At 39.2% G+C, this 16,239-nt stretch carries 19 protein-coding genes; 8 read left to right on the top strand and 11 right to left on the bottom strand.

The window, feature by feature from the left end:
* Positions 1 to 4 precede the first annotated feature (4 nt).
* Together NG55_RS01900 and NG55_RS01895 are read right to left on the bottom strand one after the other, a co-directional pair.
* Positions 5 to 562, bottom strand: a complete 558-nt coding sequence (locus NG55_RS01900) for a hypothetical protein (protein ID WP_065342153.1) — start codon at positions 560 to 562, stop codon at positions 5 to 7.
* A 29-nt stretch (positions 563 to 591) separates the two neighbouring features.
* On the bottom strand, positions 592 to 1,863 hold the full coding sequence (locus tag NG55_RS01895) for an RtcB family protein (RefSeq protein WP_065342152.1): 1,272 nt from the start codon (positions 1,861 to 1,863) through the stop codon (positions 592 to 594).
* Between the two features lie 537 nt (positions 1,864 to 2,400).
* Here NG55_RS01895 and NG55_RS01890 point away from each other — a divergent pair.
* Positions 2,401 to 2,691, top strand: coding sequence for a hypothetical protein (locus tag NG55_RS01890; protein WP_065342151.1), 291 nt, complete (start codon positions 2,401 to 2,403; stop codon positions 2,689 to 2,691).
* A 910-nt stretch (positions 2,692 to 3,601) separates the two neighbouring features.
* On the opposite strand, the gene NG55_RS01885 is transcribed toward NG55_RS01890, so the two are convergent.
* Together NG55_RS01885 and NG55_RS01880 are read right to left on the bottom strand one after the other, a co-directional pair.
* Positions 3,602 to 5,215, bottom strand: coding sequence for a TROVE domain-containing protein (locus tag NG55_RS01885; RefSeq protein ID WP_065342150.1), 1,614 nt, complete (start codon positions 5,213 to 5,215; stop codon positions 3,602 to 3,604).
* Between the two features lie 256 nt (positions 5,216 to 5,471).
* Positions 5,472 to 6,434 (bottom strand): ribonuclease Z, encoded by a 963-nt coding sequence (locus NG55_RS01880; protein ID WP_065342149.1) that lies wholly within the window; start codon positions 6,432 to 6,434, stop codon positions 5,472 to 5,474.
* A 113-nt stretch (positions 6,435 to 6,547) separates the two neighbouring features.
* On the opposite strand from NG55_RS01880, the gene NG55_RS01875 reads away from it, so the two are divergent.
* Together NG55_RS01875 and rtcR are read left to right on the top strand one after the other, a co-directional pair.
* Complete coding sequence (locus NG55_RS01875) at positions 6,548 to 6,871, top strand: hypothetical protein (protein WP_065342148.1); 324 nt, start codon at positions 6,548 to 6,550, stop codon at positions 6,869 to 6,871.
* Positions 6,868 to 8,463, top strand: coding sequence for an RNA repair transcriptional activator RtcR (gene rtcR, locus NG55_RS01870; RefSeq protein WP_065342147.1), 1,596 nt, complete (start codon positions 6,868 to 6,870; stop codon positions 8,461 to 8,463). Before NG55_RS01875 ends, rtcR begins: the two co-directional genes overlap by 4 nt.
* Here the strand turns inward: rtcR and NG55_RS01865 are convergent, their stop codons facing one another.
* Together NG55_RS01865 and NG55_RS01860 are read right to left on the bottom strand one after the other, a co-directional pair.
* A complete protein-coding gene (locus NG55_RS01865; protein WP_016539870.1) occupies positions 8,464 to 9,534 on the bottom strand; it encodes a DUF2157 domain-containing protein in 1,071 nt (356 codons plus the stop codon).
* A 93-nt stretch (positions 9,535 to 9,627) separates the two neighbouring features.
* Positions 9,628 to 10,257, bottom strand: coding sequence for an alpha/beta hydrolase (locus NG55_RS01860; RefSeq protein ID WP_023269578.1), 630 nt, complete (start codon positions 10,255 to 10,257; stop codon positions 9,628 to 9,630).
* A 125-nt stretch (positions 10,258 to 10,382) separates the two neighbouring features.
* Between NG55_RS01860 and yaaA the strand changes: the two genes are divergently transcribed.
* The 4 genes from yaaA to NG55_RS01840 are packed head-to-tail and all read left to right on the top strand — an operon-like array spanning position 10,383 to position 12,789.
* A complete protein-coding gene (gene yaaA, locus NG55_RS01855) occupies positions 10,383 to 11,165 on the top strand; it encodes a peroxide stress protein YaaA (protein ID WP_065342146.1) in 783 nt (260 codons plus the stop codon).
* Positions 11,166 to 11,186: 21 nt separating this feature from the next.
* Positions 11,187 to 11,450 carry a hypothetical protein gene (locus NG55_RS01850; RefSeq protein WP_005313397.1) on the top strand — a complete coding sequence of 88 codons (264 nt, stop codon included), beginning with the start codon at positions 11,187 to 11,189 and terminating at the stop codon, positions 11,448 to 11,450.
* 9 nt (positions 11,451 to 11,459) lie between these two features.
* Entirely contained in the window at positions 11,460 to 12,080 is a 621-nt protein-coding gene (locus NG55_RS01845; RefSeq protein ID WP_065342145.1) for an HD domain-containing protein, read from the top strand.
* Positions 12,081 to 12,096: 16 nt separating this feature from the next.
* Complete coding sequence (locus NG55_RS01840) at positions 12,097 to 12,789, top strand: hypothetical protein (protein WP_065342688.1); 693 nt, start codon at positions 12,097 to 12,099, stop codon at positions 12,787 to 12,789.
* Between the two features lie 66 nt (positions 12,790 to 12,855).
* Here the strand turns inward: NG55_RS01840 and NG55_RS01835 are convergent, their stop codons facing one another.
* From NG55_RS01835 to NG55_RS01815, 5 genes are all read right to left on the bottom strand, one after another.
* The gene (locus NG55_RS01835) at positions 12,856 to 13,641 is read right to left on the bottom strand and encodes a thiazole synthase (RefSeq protein WP_004653899.1); all 786 of its coding nucleotides are present in this window, start codon (positions 13,639 to 13,641) and stop codon (positions 12,856 to 12,858) included.
* A 23-nt stretch (positions 13,642 to 13,664) separates the two neighbouring features.
* Positions 13,665 to 13,862: a sulfur carrier protein ThiS gene (gene thiS, locus NG55_RS01830; RefSeq protein ID WP_004911577.1), complete on the bottom strand. Its 198-nt coding sequence runs from the start codon at positions 13,860 to 13,862 to the stop codon at positions 13,665 to 13,667.
* A 9-nt stretch (positions 13,863 to 13,871) separates the two neighbouring features.
* Entirely contained in the window at positions 13,872 to 14,237 is a 366-nt protein-coding gene (locus NG55_RS01825) for a DUF423 domain-containing protein (RefSeq protein WP_065342144.1), read from the bottom strand.
* 107 nt (positions 14,238 to 14,344) lie between these two features.
* Positions 14,345 to 15,214, bottom strand: coding sequence for an RNA polymerase sigma factor RpoH (gene rpoH / locus NG55_RS01820; protein ID WP_004653896.1), 870 nt, complete (start codon positions 15,212 to 15,214; stop codon positions 14,345 to 14,347).
* A gap of 131 nt (positions 15,215 to 15,345) precedes the next feature.
* On the bottom strand, positions 15,346 to 15,585 hold the full coding sequence (locus NG55_RS01815; RefSeq protein WP_032860420.1) for a sulfurtransferase TusA family protein: 240 nt from the start codon (positions 15,583 to 15,585) through the stop codon (positions 15,346 to 15,348).
* A gap of 357 nt (positions 15,586 to 15,942) precedes the next feature.
* Here NG55_RS01815 and NG55_RS01810 point away from each other — a divergent pair, with 357 nt between their 5' ends.
* The gene (locus NG55_RS01810; protein WP_004653893.1) at positions 15,943 to 16,155 is read left to right on the top strand and encodes a cold-shock protein; all 213 of its coding nucleotides are present in this window, start codon (positions 15,943 to 15,945) and stop codon (positions 16,153 to 16,155) included.
* The last annotated feature ends 84 nt before the right edge of the window (positions 16,156 to 16,239 follow it).

Below are 16,239 nucleotides of genomic sequence, written 5' to 3'. Positions count from 1 at the left end.
TTCTTTAATCTGTCGAGCTTGCAAGTAGTAAACAGCCTTTATTTTGCTGTGGTGAATAGATGGTTAAGCACCAATTACCCCACCATTCTCGACCGGGTTCAAAATAATCATTCCATTCAGAATCATTATCTCGACCACTACCTGGGTAGCCAACCCAATCATATATTTCACAGTCTTTTTCAGTTAAAAGACATAATTGCGTGAATTTTTTGAAGAATGCGACTCGATTAGAATGGGCAAGGGTTGTTCCATATGGTGGATCAATGACTGACTCTAACAAGTTCAAAAACCAATTATGTCCAGAGAATAAATTAGGTTTGTCTAAACTATCAATATCTACAAGAGTGCTATCTAATTTCTCAATGATTAAAGTGTTTAAGTCCAACGCTTTTTCTATTGCTAAACGTTCACAATTCAATAGCATCTGTTGATGAATAGCGAGTGTATTCGAAGATTCCGTTTGATCTGCGATATCAAACAAAGAAACTTCAAATACGGCGTGTATGGCATCGAGATCAGATTGTAATTCTTTGCTCTTCAAATGATTTAATTGGACAAACATATGTTCACCTTCTGCTTATGCTCAGGTATTTAACCCTTAACACAAACCACTTGTCTTAATGTATACACCACTTCAACCAAATCCTGCTGTGCTTTCATCACATCTTCAATCGGTTTATAAGCTGATGGAATTTCATCAATTACAGCAGCATCTTTACGGCATTCCACGCCTTCAGTCTGCACGATCTGATCTTCCACGGTAAAACGTCGTTTTGCTTCAGCACGGCTCATTACGCGACCTGCGCCATGTGAACATGAGCAAAATGATTCCTGATTTCCAAGCCCGCGAACAATAAAGGACTTGGCACCCATGGAACCTGGGATAATTCCATACTCTCCTAAACGTGCACGTACAGCACCTTTACGGGTCACCATCACTTCTTCGCCGTAATGTTCTTCCTTTTCCACATAGTTATGGTGGCAATTCACGGCTTCTAATCGTGCTTGGAATGGTTTTGGAATAATCGTTGCCAAGGCCTTAATCGCAGACTGCATCATGATTTCACGGTTTTTCATGGCAAAACGTTGAGCCCAACCCACAGCAAACCAGTAATCATCAAAATGCTCAGTACCTTCAACTAAATAGGCCAGATCTTTATTGGGTAAGTTAATAAAGTGCTTTTGCATATCTTTACGTGCCAGCTCGATAAAATGATTACCGATGGCATTACCCACACCACGTGAACCTGAGTGCAACATAATCCAAACATGGTCATGTTCATCTAAACAGATTTCTACAAAGTGATTTCCTGTTCCTAAAGTTCCCAGCTGCTTACGGTTATTGGTATTTTTTAGGCGAGGATGCTTCGCACAGATGAACTCAAAATCTGCAACTAAATCAGCCCAAGCTTGATCGACCATTTCAGGTGGCGTTTCCCAAGAACCTTTATCTCGTCCACGGCCTTTGGTCATTCCATGTGGAATCAAGCGCTCAAGCTCAGTACGTAAAGCATATAGGTTATCGGGTAAATCCGACGCGGTTAAGTTGGTACGCGTCGCCATCATTCCACAGCCGATATCGACACCTACGGCGGCAGGGATAATCGCACCTTTGGTAGGAATCACACTTCCGATGGTTGCACCTAAGCCAAAGTGAACGTCTGGCATCACCGCCATCCATTTATAAATAAAGGGCATTTGTGCGGTTTGCAGCAATTGTTGTTTTGAGTTTTCATCGACTAGTACGCCATTGGTCCACATTTTCACAGGCATACTTTTGCCATTTTGTAGAACCTGATAGGCGCGTTGTTGCTGTTCTTGTTCAAATTGAGCTTGTTGGTTGATTTGTTCAACGACAGACATTTTCGTTTTCCTTTCAAAGCCTGCCTGCCAAGCGTTTGCAGGCAGGTGATATTCACAAGATCCCAATGATATTGTGTGCTTATACTATTGCAGCGACTGTGCCAACTTTTTAAATGCATCTATTAAAACATTTTATTTTATTGATAATAAATAAGATATTTTATTTTTCTTAGATTCTCTGGATTGTTTTTTGGTATATGGTTTAATGAATTTTCTATTATTTTAGATATTTTTGTATCTTAAAAGATATTTTAAATTTATAAAAATTCTTAATTTTTCGAGCGAATTTTAGCTCGTTTGCAATTTGTTGTCATAAGGTATTGATGAATGCATGATTTAAGAGAGAAATGCTGGTTTCTATTTGATATCCAGCGTCGTCATTTCTCATTTGAATTCTATATTGCTGCTTTAGCAAATAGATGGGGTGTTGTTTGATATATTTCAGATGAAAATCTGTTGTCTGGTTTAGATGTGAGTATGTCTTTGTTTAAGGTCATGCTATAAACATAACAAAACATCAATAAATTGCTAAATCTCATGGATCTTTTTCGTTATTTAGTCTCGATTATTTTATTTGTTGCAGGGGTATTTTGTGTTGTGCAATTCCTGTTGGAGGATTTTAATCTCGTATTTCTTGCGCTAAGTACTGTTTGTTTCCTATTTGCTTATTGGGTGAAACCAAAGCGAGAAAACCGAGGTGGTAGAAGTGATGCTTGGGATTGGTTCGATTTGATCGATATTTCTATTGAACTTATTTATCGGATCATCACCTTACCAGTTCGCCTAATACGAAGAATATTTGATTTCTTTTCGCCTGATATTCCATAAGGAGGGGGGATCTCAATCAACAAGGAGGATAAACACTTCTTTTTCCTTAGCTGCCCTATCTATAAAAATAGATATACAACTACGCACGATTTTGCTATGTAGTGCTTATCGCATTTGATTGAGATTAAAGAGGATCATCACAACAAAAATAATGAGACTTTCCTTAAAAAAGGATTAGAGATTTGAACTCTATGCTTTCGCATTCACCATGTAGTCCCATTGGCATTTGTGATGATGCGACATAAACAAAATTATCTAAGACTTAAACCATTATGTCTTAATTTAGACGACTGCATACACTGTAGATGCAGGTGAGAGTGGTTACTCACATTTATGGGGTAGGATGTAGTCCTAAACGCATTTTATGCCGTACCATAAAAAATATGCAAACAATTAATCGCCAAGACAACTCTTCCACTGCGTTTCCCTTTCCGCCATTGATCGAGGTCGATCAAGATGGACTCGAACCATCAAGTTATTGCTAACGGTGAACCCCTTATTGTAGTCCTGACTGCATTTTGCATAGACCAGTAAACAAAAATGATAAGACCTTTTATACATGGCTCTACCCAATTGAGCTACAAACTGATTTGCATCAATTTGAAGGGACTTGAACCCTCAACAAATGTAGTCCTATCTGCATTTTACTGGTTGGTTGTAATAACAAGGTGTAATGAAACGTTTTATCTACAGGATGTAGTTCCATCGGCATTTATTACAACCATTCCTCGCACAACAATAATGATGAAACATCGAGCCAGCTTTCACTGAGCTATCTTAGAAGGATAGTGATGTAGTTCCATCTGCATTTGTGCAATTTTGATTATAGGGTAGCAAGTTGAATCTAGAAACAAAAACATTGGAAAGATGTAGTTCCTAAAGCATTTACCCTATTTACAGACCTGACCAATCAAGTCGGTAATTTACTTTGTTCAATTTCATTGATCCAGTGATCAGCGTGCATTTTACCCTGCGAAAATAAATCAATCAGCGTAAATACATGGTCACTAAAACCACCAATATTCATCACATCAGTACGTTCAGGTACTTGAGTGTGTGTATAAGGCTGTAAATCTACGCAGACCAATTTTGCTTCTGGGCAGCGTTGTTTTAAAATATCCCATTCATACAACATGCCTGTTTTATGGCGTGTGCGTAACTGGTCAGCCCAAGACTCATTGTCTGAAAAATAAATCATCAAATCGACAGCTGCCTGATCTCGATTGAGTCGATTTAATGGAATGCTGCAATCCGTTCCACCGCCACCAAGCGAAGCAAATTGTTTGGCGACTTCAAAAATAGAGCGTGTTTTACCGCCTGTAAAAACCTGTTTTAATCGACCAAATAAGCTTGCTTGATCAGATTCATTTTCCACAATATTCAATGAATGAAGTTGTGTATCAAACGGCATAATTTCAATGTCAGGATTTACTTGCTTTAACGCACAAGCAAATAACGATGCCACATCGACACAACGTAAAGTTGATGTTGCACCTTTGCGATAGCCTGTCACAGGGCTTGCCATTGAACCTGAGACATCAATCGCAACAACCACGCGACCAGCGAGGCGAGGTACATTTTGCAAAGCGGCCTGCATTACCTGTTCTAAAGCTTGTTTTACAATTTGTGGGACGGTGTCATTCAGCGCAGACCAAGTTGTCATTAATTGATAGGGCAAAACTCGGCTTTTGCGAATCATATCCTGATCTTGTAATTTATTTGCAATGATTTCATCCATGCCTTCGATTTGAAATACACCATGACGAGCAAAAGTATTCAAGTTCATTCTTAACATCTGCCAACCTCCATTTTTAGCAATCTCAGCCCATTGTTGTGCTGAAAGCTGTAAATTGGTGAGAAGTTGCATTGGCAAGTCAGGAACATCTTGGCTTAAACCTTGACGGAATTTTTCTAAGGTTTGAACTTTGGCAGGCAACTGCTCAAGCTCGTATTTTTTACCTAGCACATAAGCAAAGAATGCCTCCTGAGCGACATCTTTAGGTTTTGGATGAGTCATTTTTAATACATCTGCTAAAGAAGGTTGATTGCCAATATTAGCTGCCAGCAATTGATTTTCATTGGCATTGATCAACCATTGATTGATCATTTTCTTTGGCAAGCTACCCAAAGATTTGCGTTGTATCACACCTGAACGCATGATTTGTACAAAATTACGCAACTGTTTGCCATTATCAATCACCAATGGAAACACGGCTTTAAATAAGTTTTGATCACGTTGTGATAAAATGGCCAATAATAAAACAGGCATGTCTTTCATGTAGTTATTTTGGCGGGTATAAACTGCCGTTTTAGCAATAAATTCTGCATCAATATCTTGTGTTAGTACCAATACCTGATCCAACTGCATTTGTGCCGTTTGATAAAAGGTGTGATTCAATGTACCTGTTGCTGCAAGTTGAGCTAAGGCTTGACGGTGATTTAGTTGAAATGCACGACCGCCAGCTTCATTGTTGATCAATTGTTTTTTAGTTGCCTGAGAGGCAAAAATTGTCTGGTTTACCATGACCCATCCTCTATGAATTTTAAGTTGTTGTCTCTTGGATGTGTTATTGCAGTGTCTGTGCCAACTTTTTAAAAAACAAATATAAATTATTTTAAGATATTGATAATTAAATAAAATAAAATTTTAAGTATTTTTCTGTAGTAGATGTATTGTTGATTTTATCGATATTAATATATCTTTTGGGATATATTAATATTTTAAAAGATATATGATCTGTGCTGAGATTTTATTGATAGATCATATATCAGGGGATCTATTAGGATTTGTCGATTTTTGAAAGTTGACCTGTCTCATCTAAGCTAAATTGATCGAAATCATGGGCTAAATAGAAGTTTCCTTGATAGAAAACTTGTACTTCCTCTGCAATGGCTTGCTGTCCAGCATTATCTTGATGTCTTGGACTAAAGTGCGTCAGGATTAGATTGCTTAGACCTTGTTGTTGAGCGAATTCTGCAACTATCTTTGCTGAACTATGCATTGGGCCTGAACCGACTTTATCTAAAGCGGCTTGCGTGTAGGTGCTTTCGTGAATCAAAAGTTGAGCATCTTCGCAAGCCTGTGCCAATAATTCAGGACAGTCATTATCGCCGCCGACGATGGCATGTGCGCGTTGTATCTGTAACTGGGTAAAATCGGCTGCTTTTAAAGTTTGTCCATTAAATTGAATGTCCAGACCTTGTTGTAAATCGCCCCAAGCTTTACCTTTTGGTACGCCGAGTTGAATTAAAGCCTGCGTATCTAATTTTTTTTGAGTGTATTGCACAATCATACTAAATGCGAAACTGGGTACACGATGACTGAGTGGGTGAGCTTGAATTGAAAGATTATCCGTCAGTTGCTGTATTTGGGTCGCTTCATTTACATCAATAAAGTGGAGTGGGTAAGGTAAATGTAAATCGGTCAGTTGTGCTGTGACTGCAATCCATTGTTGAATTTCTTTGGGAGCGATAATGGTTAAAGGTGCAGTACGGGCATTCATACCTGCACTTGCAAGTAAGCCAACTAGGCCATAACAGTGATCGCCGTGAACATGGCTAATGCAGATCGCGATTAAGTTTTGTAATGAAAGTTTGGCCTGTTGAATGCGATGCTGTGTGCCTTCACCAGCATCGACCAATATCCAGTCTTTATTCTTGCTGTTGCGGACGGCTAAACCAGAAACGTTGCGTGTCAGTGTGGGTACACCAGATGATGTGCCTAAAAAAGTAAAATGAAGCATCTTGTTGGTATTTTTTAATGAAAAGGTTATTGTATAGGAAACTATAAAATTTTATAGAAAATGATGTGCAAAGATCATAAGATCAATAAAAAGATTTAAGGGCATAGCCTCAAATGAGTAAACTAGGATGTGTATGTGGTCATGTGATTGTTGATCAGACAGATCAAATTCCATACAAAGCTTCTTTTATTACTGATGTTGATTTATTTGATTTTTATAATGCAGTCGATGGCACGATGAATACGCCTTTAAATCATAAACAGACATTTTCTGAGCAGTTTATAGATAGGTTTATACGATATTCTGCAGATATGTATGAATGTACGCAATGTGGGCGATTATGGATAGGTATTGGAAATAATCAGTTTAAGGCTTTTCTTCCTGAATCAGGGAAATATCAAGCTATTTTAAATATTCAACATGATAGATTTAAATGAATAAAAAAACCGTTGTGATTGGCTTTGTAGGTTCTACTTTAGATCAAGGAAAGCGTCCTGATCGATGGCAACGCTGGCGTCCGACTTTGAGCCTTCTGATGCATGAAGATTTGATTGTGGATGAATTGGTACTATTGCATGATCGACAACATCATAATTTAGTTAAATTTATTGCTGAAGATGTGCAGGATGTGTCGCCATCGACTACCGTGTCAGGTCAGCGAGTGAGTATCCGTGATCCTTGGGATTTTGCCGAGGTCTATGGTGCGCTGTATGACTTTGTAAAAACCTATCCATTTGATATTGAAAAAAATAACTATCTTTTGCATATCACGACAGGCACACACGTTGGTCAAATCTGTTGGTATCTATTAGTCGATGCCAATTATTTGCCTGCCAAGCTGATTCAAAGTGCACCCAATCAACAAAAAACACCAGAAGGTGAATATCGTATCATTGATCTGGATTTGTCTCGCTATGATGTTCTCAAGCAGCGTTTTGAAGATGAACAACAACAAAACTGGCAGCAACTAAAAGCCAATATTTCAACTTATAACCCTGAATTTAATCAACTGATCACTGAAGTTGAATTGGTGGCAACACGTTCCAGCGCACCGATTTTGATTATGGGTGCAACAGGGGTTGGAAAATCGCATTTAGCCAAACAAATCTTTCAATTAAAGAAAGATAAGTTTCATTTGAATGGTCGCTTTATTGATGTCAACTGTGCGACCTTACGTGGTGACAGTGCCATGTCGAGTTTGTTTGGTCATATCAAAGGAGCATTTACAGGTGCAGCGGCTTCGCGGACAGGTCTATTAAAAAGTGCCGATCAGGGTATTTTGTTTTTGGATGAAATTGGGGAGCTTGGGCTAGATGAGCAAGCGATGCTACTCAAGGCGTTGGAGGATAAATCCTTTTTTCCTGTCGGAAGTGACAAAGAGGTTCAGGCAGATTTCCAACTGATTGCAGGGACAAATCGAGATCTAAGAACTGAAGTGCAGGCAGGTCGTTTCCGAGAGGATTTATGGGCGCGATTGAATACATGGACTTTCTTTTTACCCAATCTTAAGGATCGAATTGAAGATATTGCTCCGAATATTGAATTTGAGTTGCAACGCTTCGCGGCAAATCAGCAACGCCAATTACGCTTTCAACGTGATGCACTCGATGTGTATTTGAAATTTGCTAAGTCTAAAGAAGCATCATGGCAAGGCAATTTTCGTGATTTAACTGCCAGTGTGACGCGGTTAGCGACATTATCCAGTGGTGAGCTGATCCGTTCAGAAACAGTTGAAAAAGAGATTCAGCGTTTAAAGCAGTTGTGGTCGATTCAAACCACACAAAGTGAATTTAAGGAAAAGGATGTTTTACTCAAGTATTTAGATCAAGCGCAGTTGAGCGAGATCGATGAGTTTGATCAGATTCAACTGCGTGGGGTGCTGCAAGTCTGTGAAAATGCCAAGTCGATGGCGGATGCTGGACGTCAATTGTTTGCAGCTTCACGCCAACAACGTAATACCACCAATGACAGTGACCGAGTCAAAAAGTATTTGGCTCGGTTTGGCTTAAGTTGGGGGGATTTTCAGTAATCATTCAACTGGATGGTTTTTCTTTATTTGGGGTTGGTTAGGTAGAAATTCTAAGTTCCAGAGCTTTTCGGCATGCCGACCAATCCACCAGAACGACACAGCGAGCAAGATAAAGAAAATGGCTTTGTGCATGCCATTCCAGAAGAACTCAAAATACTTGGTGTAGAGGTTAATAAATAAGAAGGTGATACCAAAACCACGTGAGGTGGCATCATCATGTTTTAAACCATAGACAATCGCGATGATGGCAATAAACGCGAATAAAACACCCCAATGCAACAGCTCATATTGTTTAACGCTATACCAACTACTCAAATCCCCATAATTGCCAAAGATCGAGAGGATCCATAAGGCAATAAACAGGTAGAGTAGGCCCATGACATAAGTTGAATGTGCAAAGTCTTTAAAATGCGCATAACGTTTAAACAGCAAGCTTAGTCCAATCAGTGCGCCACCAAACAAGACAAAGCGTAAAGGAAAGTTCATCCCAAGATAATAAGCACCCCAACCTGACATATAGCCTGTTTCCGTCCCAAACCATGAGCCGAGTGATAGCAGCGAAAACACCCAGATCAGTTTAGAAGGGAACCAGAAGGCAAGTGCTGCATAAATGATGGTGGAGAGCAGAAATAATAAAGAGAAATGTCCACTACCAGTATCAATGGCTTGGCCAAAATAGGCGACAGACGCTGCGGTAGAGAGCACGCCTGCAAAAATAATCGCTTCATTGCTAAATTGATGCAGCGGTTTGGTTTTGCGTCGATGATAGGCAAAGCCATAAAAGGTTGCTGCAACCACAGCAAAAATCAAACAAGGAATGATTTTGGAATCAATAAAGATTTTTTCAATCAATTCCATCAAGAATTTATCGGCGGTAATTGCAGCAATGGCAATTACGGCACAAATCATTGAAATCCAGAATGAGTATTTTGCTAAACGTTCCCAGTCAAAAGGCCGAATCGAAAAACTTTGATTTAAATCATTGGCAACATCGGGCGTAATCGTGCCTTGTTGTTGCCATTGCTCAATGGTTTGCTTTAAAAAAAGTCCCTGTTTTTTATTTAATTTCATTATGAAAGAACCCGAATGTCTGTACATCTATACTGATATAACAGACATTGGATTCAAAACACGTATATTTTTCTTAGTAATTTGTTGTTAAGTCTACAGTTTTAAAAAACGAGCAATGACTTGGCGCAACTGTTTTAGATAACCTGTAAAGAAATGATTGGCGCCTGGCAAAATTGTGATCGGATGTTTTTGTGGTTTTGCCCACGCGATCATATCTGAGAGCAGGGTAATATCATCCTGCTCACCATGAACAAAGAGAATGTCGCCGTCAATTGCAGGGGTTTTATAATGACGCAAATCAACCACAGAGCCTGTAGGTAAGCCACATAATACCAACTGTTTAGGACGTAATTCATCGCTGAGTTGTGCTTGGCATTTTGCCAGTACATGTGAGCCAAAGCTAAAACCACCTGCATAGAAGGTTAAACCTGCATGCTTCTCACGGGCATATTCAATCACAGCCATAATGTCATCAGTCTCGCCGTGCCCTTGGTCATGTGTGCCTTCACTGCCAGCTAAGCCACGGAAGCTAGGGCGGTAAACCACGCACCCCATCTCATTAAAAATCTGAGCCAGTAAAACAGGGACTTTATGATGCGGTGTACCACCTTGTAAAGGATGTGGATGGCAGACGACAGCAAAACCTGTGATTTCACCTTGGGGTTGATCAACAAACATTTCGATTTGACCAACAGGACCTTGGATGAATAATTGCTCAGACATAAGATACGCAATGGATAATGGAAGAATCCACTATTTTACCGATAAAACTGAACGAGAACACGAATTGGCATTAAAAATTATCAACTGTTATAGTTTCACCAAGATAAATTTATTTTTGATTGATTATGCTTGCTTTAATTTCTCCTGCTAAAACACTTGATTACACCACAGCACTCCCTACAGATACCTATACTCAGCCACGTTTATTGGCACAATCTCAACAGTTGATTGATGTTTGTCGCAAGCTTTCTGCGAGTGAAATTGCATCGTTGATGACCGTGAGTGAAAAAATTGCCAATTTAAATGTAGAGCGTTTTCGTGACTGGAATGCTGATTTTGATTTTTCCAATGCACGTCAAGCCTTGTTTGCATTTAAAGGCGATGTGTATACCGGTTTAGATGCTTATCACTTAAAAGACCAAGATGTTAATTTTGCCCAACAGCATTTACGTATGTTGTCTGGTCTGTATGGTTTATTGCGTCCGTTGGATTTGATGATGCCGTACCGTTTGGAAATGGGGACTAAATTGAAAAATACCCGTGGCCATAATCTATATGAATTTTGGGGCAGTATTATCACCGATCAAATTAACCACGATTTAGCTGAAATTGATGCAAAAGTATTGGTAAATTTAGCTTCTGACGAATATTATAAATCTGTGAATGAAAAGAAAATTCAGGCAGAAATTATCAAGCCTGTATTCTTGGATCAGAAGAACGGAAAATATAAAGTCATTAGTTTCTATGCGAAAAAAGCGCGTGGTCTGATGGCAAGATACTTGATTGAAAATAAATTAAGCCAAGTAGAACAATTAAAAGCATTTGATAGTGAAGGGTATTACTTTGATGCTGAAAGTTCATCGAATAAAGAATTGGTCTTTAAGCGAGATGAACAACACGCAGCTTAGTTTTGCCCTAGGCAGGGTGGGATGTTAACCAAAGAACATTTATTAAAACATGCGATATCGTCTGATCAAGTTTGTGTCAAAGGACACCTGACAGAACCTCGTAGTTATGGGGTGTATGCATTGCCGCTTGATCGAGATGGTACTCGACGATTCCGATTTGGTAATCATCCTATGCGCCAACAGGAACTGAAACATGAGTTTGGTTCCTGTACTTTGTATCAGCTTTTTTTAGAGCGTAAAGATGCTGAATCATTGGCAAAGTGGCTGAATAAAGAAATCCAATGAGGATGAGCAATGCCACAATATTTAACTTCATTAGAAAAATCATGGTTTGAGCTGCAGCAGCATTATTATTTTTCTGAACCGCAGAAAGTTTTTAATAAGTTGATTGCTGCCTACAGTGAAAAGCGGCGGGCTTATCATACGCTGCAGCATTTGTATGAATGTTTGGCTTTATTTGACACGATTCGAGCTGATTTAAATGATGGGCATGCAGTTGCATTGGCGCTCTGGTTCCATGATGCAGTTTATGATCCGCAAGCGAAAGATAACGAGTTGAAAAGTGCTGAGCTGTTCGAGCAGTATTTGGCTCAAGATTTACCAAACGATATTGTTCAAAAGATAAAGCGGTGGATTGTTGCCACGCAAAAGCATGCATCGACAGATGAGTTGGATTTACAGTTTTTACTGGATATTGATTTGGCGATTCTAGCGGCTTCACCTGAGCGTTTTGCGCAATATGAACAGCAGATTCAGCAGGAATATGCTTGGGTTGATCCAGATGTCTATTTGATTAAAAGAAAAGAAGTCCTAGTGCATTTTTATCAGACAGAACCGCTGTATCAAACTGAATATTTCCAACAGAATTTTGAGCAAAGGGCGAAAGGGAATTTAAAGCAAATACTAAATGGTTAGTCGTATTGAGAGAAGTATGGATAAGTTGATTCAGAAATTGAAAGAGCTGGCAGTACAGCATCCGCTCGAGGAATACTTTAGATGGGGGCTACCAGAAAATAATCCGTTAAGAATCCCTTTAAATCTGACTTCTCAGTTTGAACAAAATATTTATTTAAAGCATAACTTTCATTCTTTGTTGGCATCTGATGATTTAACAGACCACTATTGGTTGATTCAGGAATGGGGTGGTATTCGTTCATTTAAGCAAAATGATAAAAATGATGATTTACTCCGTAAGTTTGAAAACGAATTAAAAGGAAGTACTTTAACAAGATCTACTTTCTCCGTTATCTCATCCTTATCAAAAGTAGCTTCATTTATGGATCATCAGGCTTATGCAATTTATGATTCTAGGGTTATTTACTCTTTAAACTGGTTGTTGTTTAGGCATACAACATTAAAGGAATTCTATCCCCAGCCGATAGGAAGAAATGCGGATATCACCCAATATGAACTCAATACGATTTTTAATTTAGTCAATGGTCCTGTGAAGTATAAAACACATCGCATTGCTTATCATGATTATTGTCAGTTGATGCAGACATTGTCGCTAGAAGTTTATGCTAAGAATGAGCCGTATTGGGTTGAAATGCTCCTGTTTATTCTTGCGCCCAAATATATTGTGGCAGACATAAAGAACTCATTATCGATTTCATTAAAATGCTAGAAAGAAGTGAACGTTTTAGCAATTAAAAAAAAGGGAGCCAAAAAGCTCCCTTTAATCGTTCATTTCTTACTTAAAGAAATACCCAGTCTCTGGTGAGCTGGCATTCGCCATACGCTTACGTGGCATACGACCTGCTAAAAATGCTTCACGACCTGCTTCAACCGCTTTCTTCATTGCAGAAGCCATTAAAATTGGATTTTGCGCAGCCGCAATCGCTGTATTCATGAGTACGCCGTCGCAACCCAATTCCATTGCAATGGCAGCATCACTGGCTGTACCAACACCAGCATCAACTAACACAGGAACTTTGGCATTTTCTTTGATGATTGAAATGGTATGTGGGTTCAAAATACCGAGACCAGAACCAATTAAGCTACCCAAAGGCATGATTGCAACACAACCCATACTTTCAAGTTCTTGAGCAACAATAGGGTCATCTGAGGTGTAGACCATGATTTCAAAGCCATCATCAATCAAGGTTTGTGCTGCTTTAAGCGTTGCAGTGACATTTGGATATAAAGTTTTTTCATCACCAAGGACTTCTAACTTCACCAAATTGTGACCATCAAGCAGTTCACGGGCTAGCATACAAGTCCGAATCGCGCTATCTGCATCAAAGCAACCTGCGGTATTTGGCAGGATTGTGTATTTCTCAGGTGGAATCACAGAAAGCAGATTTGGTTGATCGGCATGCTGACCAATGTTTACACGACGAATTGCAACGGTGACAATTTCAGCACCACTGGCTTGAATGGCTAAATCAGTTTCATTGAGATCTTTATATTTACCAGTTCCGACCAATAAACGAGATTGGAAAGTACGTGAACCAACAATTAAAGGGGAATCTTGCATGGGCTTACTCCATTTTTAGCCGATTAGCCGCCACCAACAGCTTGAATAATTTCAATACGATCTTCAGGAGCAATTGTTGTTTGCTCAAGTCTACTTTTCGGAATAATCTGTTGGTTCTTCTCTACAGCAAAGCGTTTGCCTTCTAAGGCTAAGCTTTGAATCAATTGCTGTAGATTTTCACAAGACGTGTCTGTTGACTCGCCATTTAAATAGATGTGCATGATCAATCCTTATTTCGCATGCTTGATTGCTTGCCATGCGAGTAACAGCCAGCCTGCTATCATAAACGCACCGCCAATCGGTGTAATCGCACCTAAAATACGAGGTAGGCCGAGCGCCATAATGTATAACGAACCGCAGAAAAAGATGATACCAATTTGCATCAAAATAAAAGGAATTTTTATTGGGAATGTTGCTGTGGTTTTATGCAAAGCACCTAAAATCAGTAAGCCGAGCCCATGATAGAAAAAGTATTGAGTTGCTGTTGCCCACCAAGCGAGTTGCTCTGGGGTTGCAAATGATTTGAGTCCATGAGCACCGAAAGCACCCAACATAACTGCAAGCGCAAGGTTAAGCGCCGAGATAGCTATCCACATAATGGCAATGGAACTGGAAATTTGATGAACAAAGTTAACATATTCGAGGGCTTAAACAAAGCCAGATAAAACAAAAGGGCATTAAAGCCCTTGTGTTTGGTTTGATTTTAACTTGCAGACATCGCAGTTTTGATCTTTTCCATTGCATTTTTTTCAAGCTGGCGAATACGTTCTGCGGAAACATTATATTCTGCAGCTAGTTCATGCAAGGTTGATTTGTCATCATCTAACCAGCGACGTTGTAAAATATTCCGTGAACGATCATCTAGCTGATCCATTGCCTCATGCAAGGCCGTAGTGCTTTGTTCTTCGTAGTCTTCTTCTTCAACTAATCGAGCAGGATCGTAACGATTGTCCTCGAGATACAGTGCAGGTGCTGTATGTGGTGTATCGTCATCGTCATCGCCTTGAGCTTCAAAAGCAGCATCATAAGCGGTTAAGCGACCTTCCATTTCGAGCACTTGCTCTGGTGTGACATTCAAATCATTGGCAATTGATTTCGCTTCTTCCAAAGTGAGTCGTTTGCTTGATTTTTTTAGACTACGTAAGTTAAAGAATAATTTACGTTGTGCCTTGGTCGTTGCGATTTTGACAATACGCCAGTTACGAATCACATATTCATGTATTTCGGCTTTAATCCAGTGCACTGCAAAAGAAACTAGGCGAACACCCATATTTGGATCGAAGCGTTTGACCGCTTTCATTAATCCAAGGTTACCTTCTTGAATGAGATCGCCTTGTGGCAATCCGTAACCTGCATAGCTACGTGCAATATGTACCACAAAGCGTAGGTGTGACATTACCAATAGTTTGGCAGCATCAAGATCTTGGTCATAATAATAACGCTCAGCAAGTTCTTTTTCCTGCTCGGCCGTTAGAATTGGAATTTGATTGACAGTACTGATATATGCACCAAGGTTTACGCCTGGCGCAGACAATGACAGGGGCATCAATTGATTGCTGCTGTCAGTAGTCATGGAGTCTCCTTATAGGATGGTATTTAAGTCAACAATTTCATCTTAATGCGAATGTTCTTCATCACTAAGGAAATTTGAGTATAGAAATGTAAAGTTAACTATTTTATCTTTACCAAGAGTTTAGCAAAGAATCACATAGATTCAATTAAATAGTGAAATTCATTGTCTGAAATTTTTTGTGTCTGGCATTGAAGTTGCTGAATTTGGCAATATCGTGTTACATCAATTTCACTGTGCGGGTCAGAAGATTTCAATAGATATTGTTGTATGCCGTTGGCTTTCTTTAGTGCGCGCTTTAGCATGAGCAAAGGCATGGGGCAAGGTTGCCCCAAGGCATCAATAATGATGAGAGTATCGGGTGTGTCGGTCATATTCATTTAAATCACTTTATTCAGAATTATCTTAACAAATTTTTGCGTAATTTTTGAGAGGAAAATTTCATTAAAAAATTAGCTAAATTATTGAAAAAAACAGATAGAAATATCCTTAATAACTAAAAAAACTTCTATTAATTGTGATAAACCCATGATAAGCTCGATGCGTTTTAGAAAGTTGTTTAATGCAATTTAATTGTTTTAAACTCTATAACAAATGGATGTAACCGGAAATTGTTGATAGTTTTACAGAATGATTACAAGCTTTAAAATTATAAATATTTTAAAACCTTGTTGGCTCTGCTGTTTGCAACACCGGAAGGTCCTTATCTTTCAATATCTGAGGATTGACTTATGACAGCTCGTGAACAAGGCGTAGTAAAGTGGTTTAACGACACTAAAGGCTTTGGTTTTATTCAGCGTAATGGTGGTGATGACGTATTTGTTCATTTCCGCGCAATTATGGGTGATGGCCACCGTTCTTTACGTGACGGCCAACGCGTAGAATTCAGTGTTGTTCAAGGACAAAAAGGTTTCCAAGCTGAAAACGTTCAGCCTTTAGACTAATTTGTTGCCTTAACGCAATATAAAAACGCTCCAATGTAATTTGGGGCGTTTTTGTTTTTTATGGTTTATAATAGCGACTTTCTT

Origin of the sequence: Acinetobacter gyllenbergii (genome assembly GCF_001682515.1) — a bacterium.
Taxonomy (GTDB): domain Bacteria; phylum Pseudomonadota; class Gammaproteobacteria; order Pseudomonadales; family Moraxellaceae; genus Acinetobacter; species Acinetobacter gyllenbergii.
This window is presented reverse-complemented; position numbering and strand designations above follow the sequence as displayed.

What these genes read in the sequence shown, in the direction of transcription:
- NG55_RS01900 (WP_065342153.1), bottom strand. Translation starts at nt 562, where the DNA reads ATGTTTGTCCAATTAAATCATTTGAAGAGCAAAGAATTACAATCTGAT.
- NG55_RS01895 (WP_065342152.1), bottom strand. Translation starts at nt 1,863, where the DNA reads ATGTCTGTCGTTGAACAAATCAACCAACAAGCTCAATTTGAACAAGAA.
- NG55_RS01890 (WP_065342151.1), top strand. Translation starts at nt 2,401, where the DNA reads ATGGATCTTTTTCGTTATTTAGTCTCGATTATTTTATTTGTTGCAGGG.
- NG55_RS01885 (WP_065342150.1), bottom strand. Translation starts at nt 5,215, where the DNA reads ATGGTAAACCAGACAATTTTTGCCTCTCAGGCAACTAAAAAACAATTG.
- NG55_RS01880 (WP_065342149.1), bottom strand. Translation starts at nt 6,434, where the DNA reads ATGCTTCATTTTACTTTTTTAGGCACATCATCTGGTGTACCCACACTG.
- NG55_RS01875 (WP_065342148.1), top strand. Translation starts at nt 6,548, where the DNA reads ATGAGTAAACTAGGATGTGTATGTGGTCATGTGATTGTTGATCAGACA.
- rtcR (WP_065342147.1), top strand. Translation starts at nt 6,868, where the DNA reads ATGAATAAAAAAACCGTTGTGATTGGCTTTGTAGGTTCTACTTTAGAT.
- NG55_RS01865 (WP_016539870.1), bottom strand. Translation starts at nt 9,534, where the DNA reads ATGAAATTAAATAAAAAACAGGGACTTTTTTTAAAGCAAACCATTGAG.
- NG55_RS01860 (WP_023269578.1), bottom strand. Translation starts at nt 10,257, where the DNA reads ATGTCTGAGCAATTATTCATCCAAGGTCCTGTTGGTCAAATCGAAATG.
- yaaA (WP_065342146.1), top strand. Translation starts at nt 10,383, where the DNA reads ATGCTTGCTTTAATTTCTCCTGCTAAAACACTTGATTACACCACAGCA.
- NG55_RS01850 (WP_005313397.1), top strand. Translation starts at nt 11,187, where the DNA reads ATGTTAACCAAAGAACATTTATTAAAACATGCGATATCGTCTGATCAA.
- NG55_RS01845 (WP_065342145.1), top strand. Translation starts at nt 11,460, where the DNA reads ATGCCACAATATTTAACTTCATTAGAAAAATCATGGTTTGAGCTGCAG.
- NG55_RS01840 (WP_065342688.1), top strand. Translation starts at nt 12,097, where the DNA reads ATGGATAAGTTGATTCAGAAATTGAAAGAGCTGGCAGTACAGCATCCG.
- NG55_RS01835 (WP_004653899.1), bottom strand. Translation starts at nt 13,641, where the DNA reads ATGCAAGATTCCCCTTTAATTGTTGGTTCACGTACTTTCCAATCTCGT.
- thiS (WP_004911577.1), bottom strand. Translation starts at nt 13,862, where the DNA reads ATGCACATCTATTTAAATGGCGAGTCAACAGACACGTCTTGTGAAAAT.
- NG55_RS01825 (WP_065342144.1), bottom strand. Translation starts at nt 14,237, where the DNA reads ATGTGGATAGCTATCTCGGCGCTTAACCTTGCGCTTGCAGTTATGTTG.
- rpoH (WP_004653896.1), bottom strand. Translation starts at nt 15,214, where the DNA reads ATGACTACTGACAGCAGCAATCAATTGATGCCCCTGTCATTGTCTGCG.
- NG55_RS01815 (WP_032860420.1), bottom strand. Translation starts at nt 15,585, where the DNA reads ATGACCGACACACCCGATACTCTCATCATTATTGATGCCTTGGGGCAA.
- NG55_RS01810 (WP_004653893.1), top strand. Translation starts at nt 15,943, where the DNA reads ATGACAGCTCGTGAACAAGGCGTAGTAAAGTGGTTTAACGACACTAAA.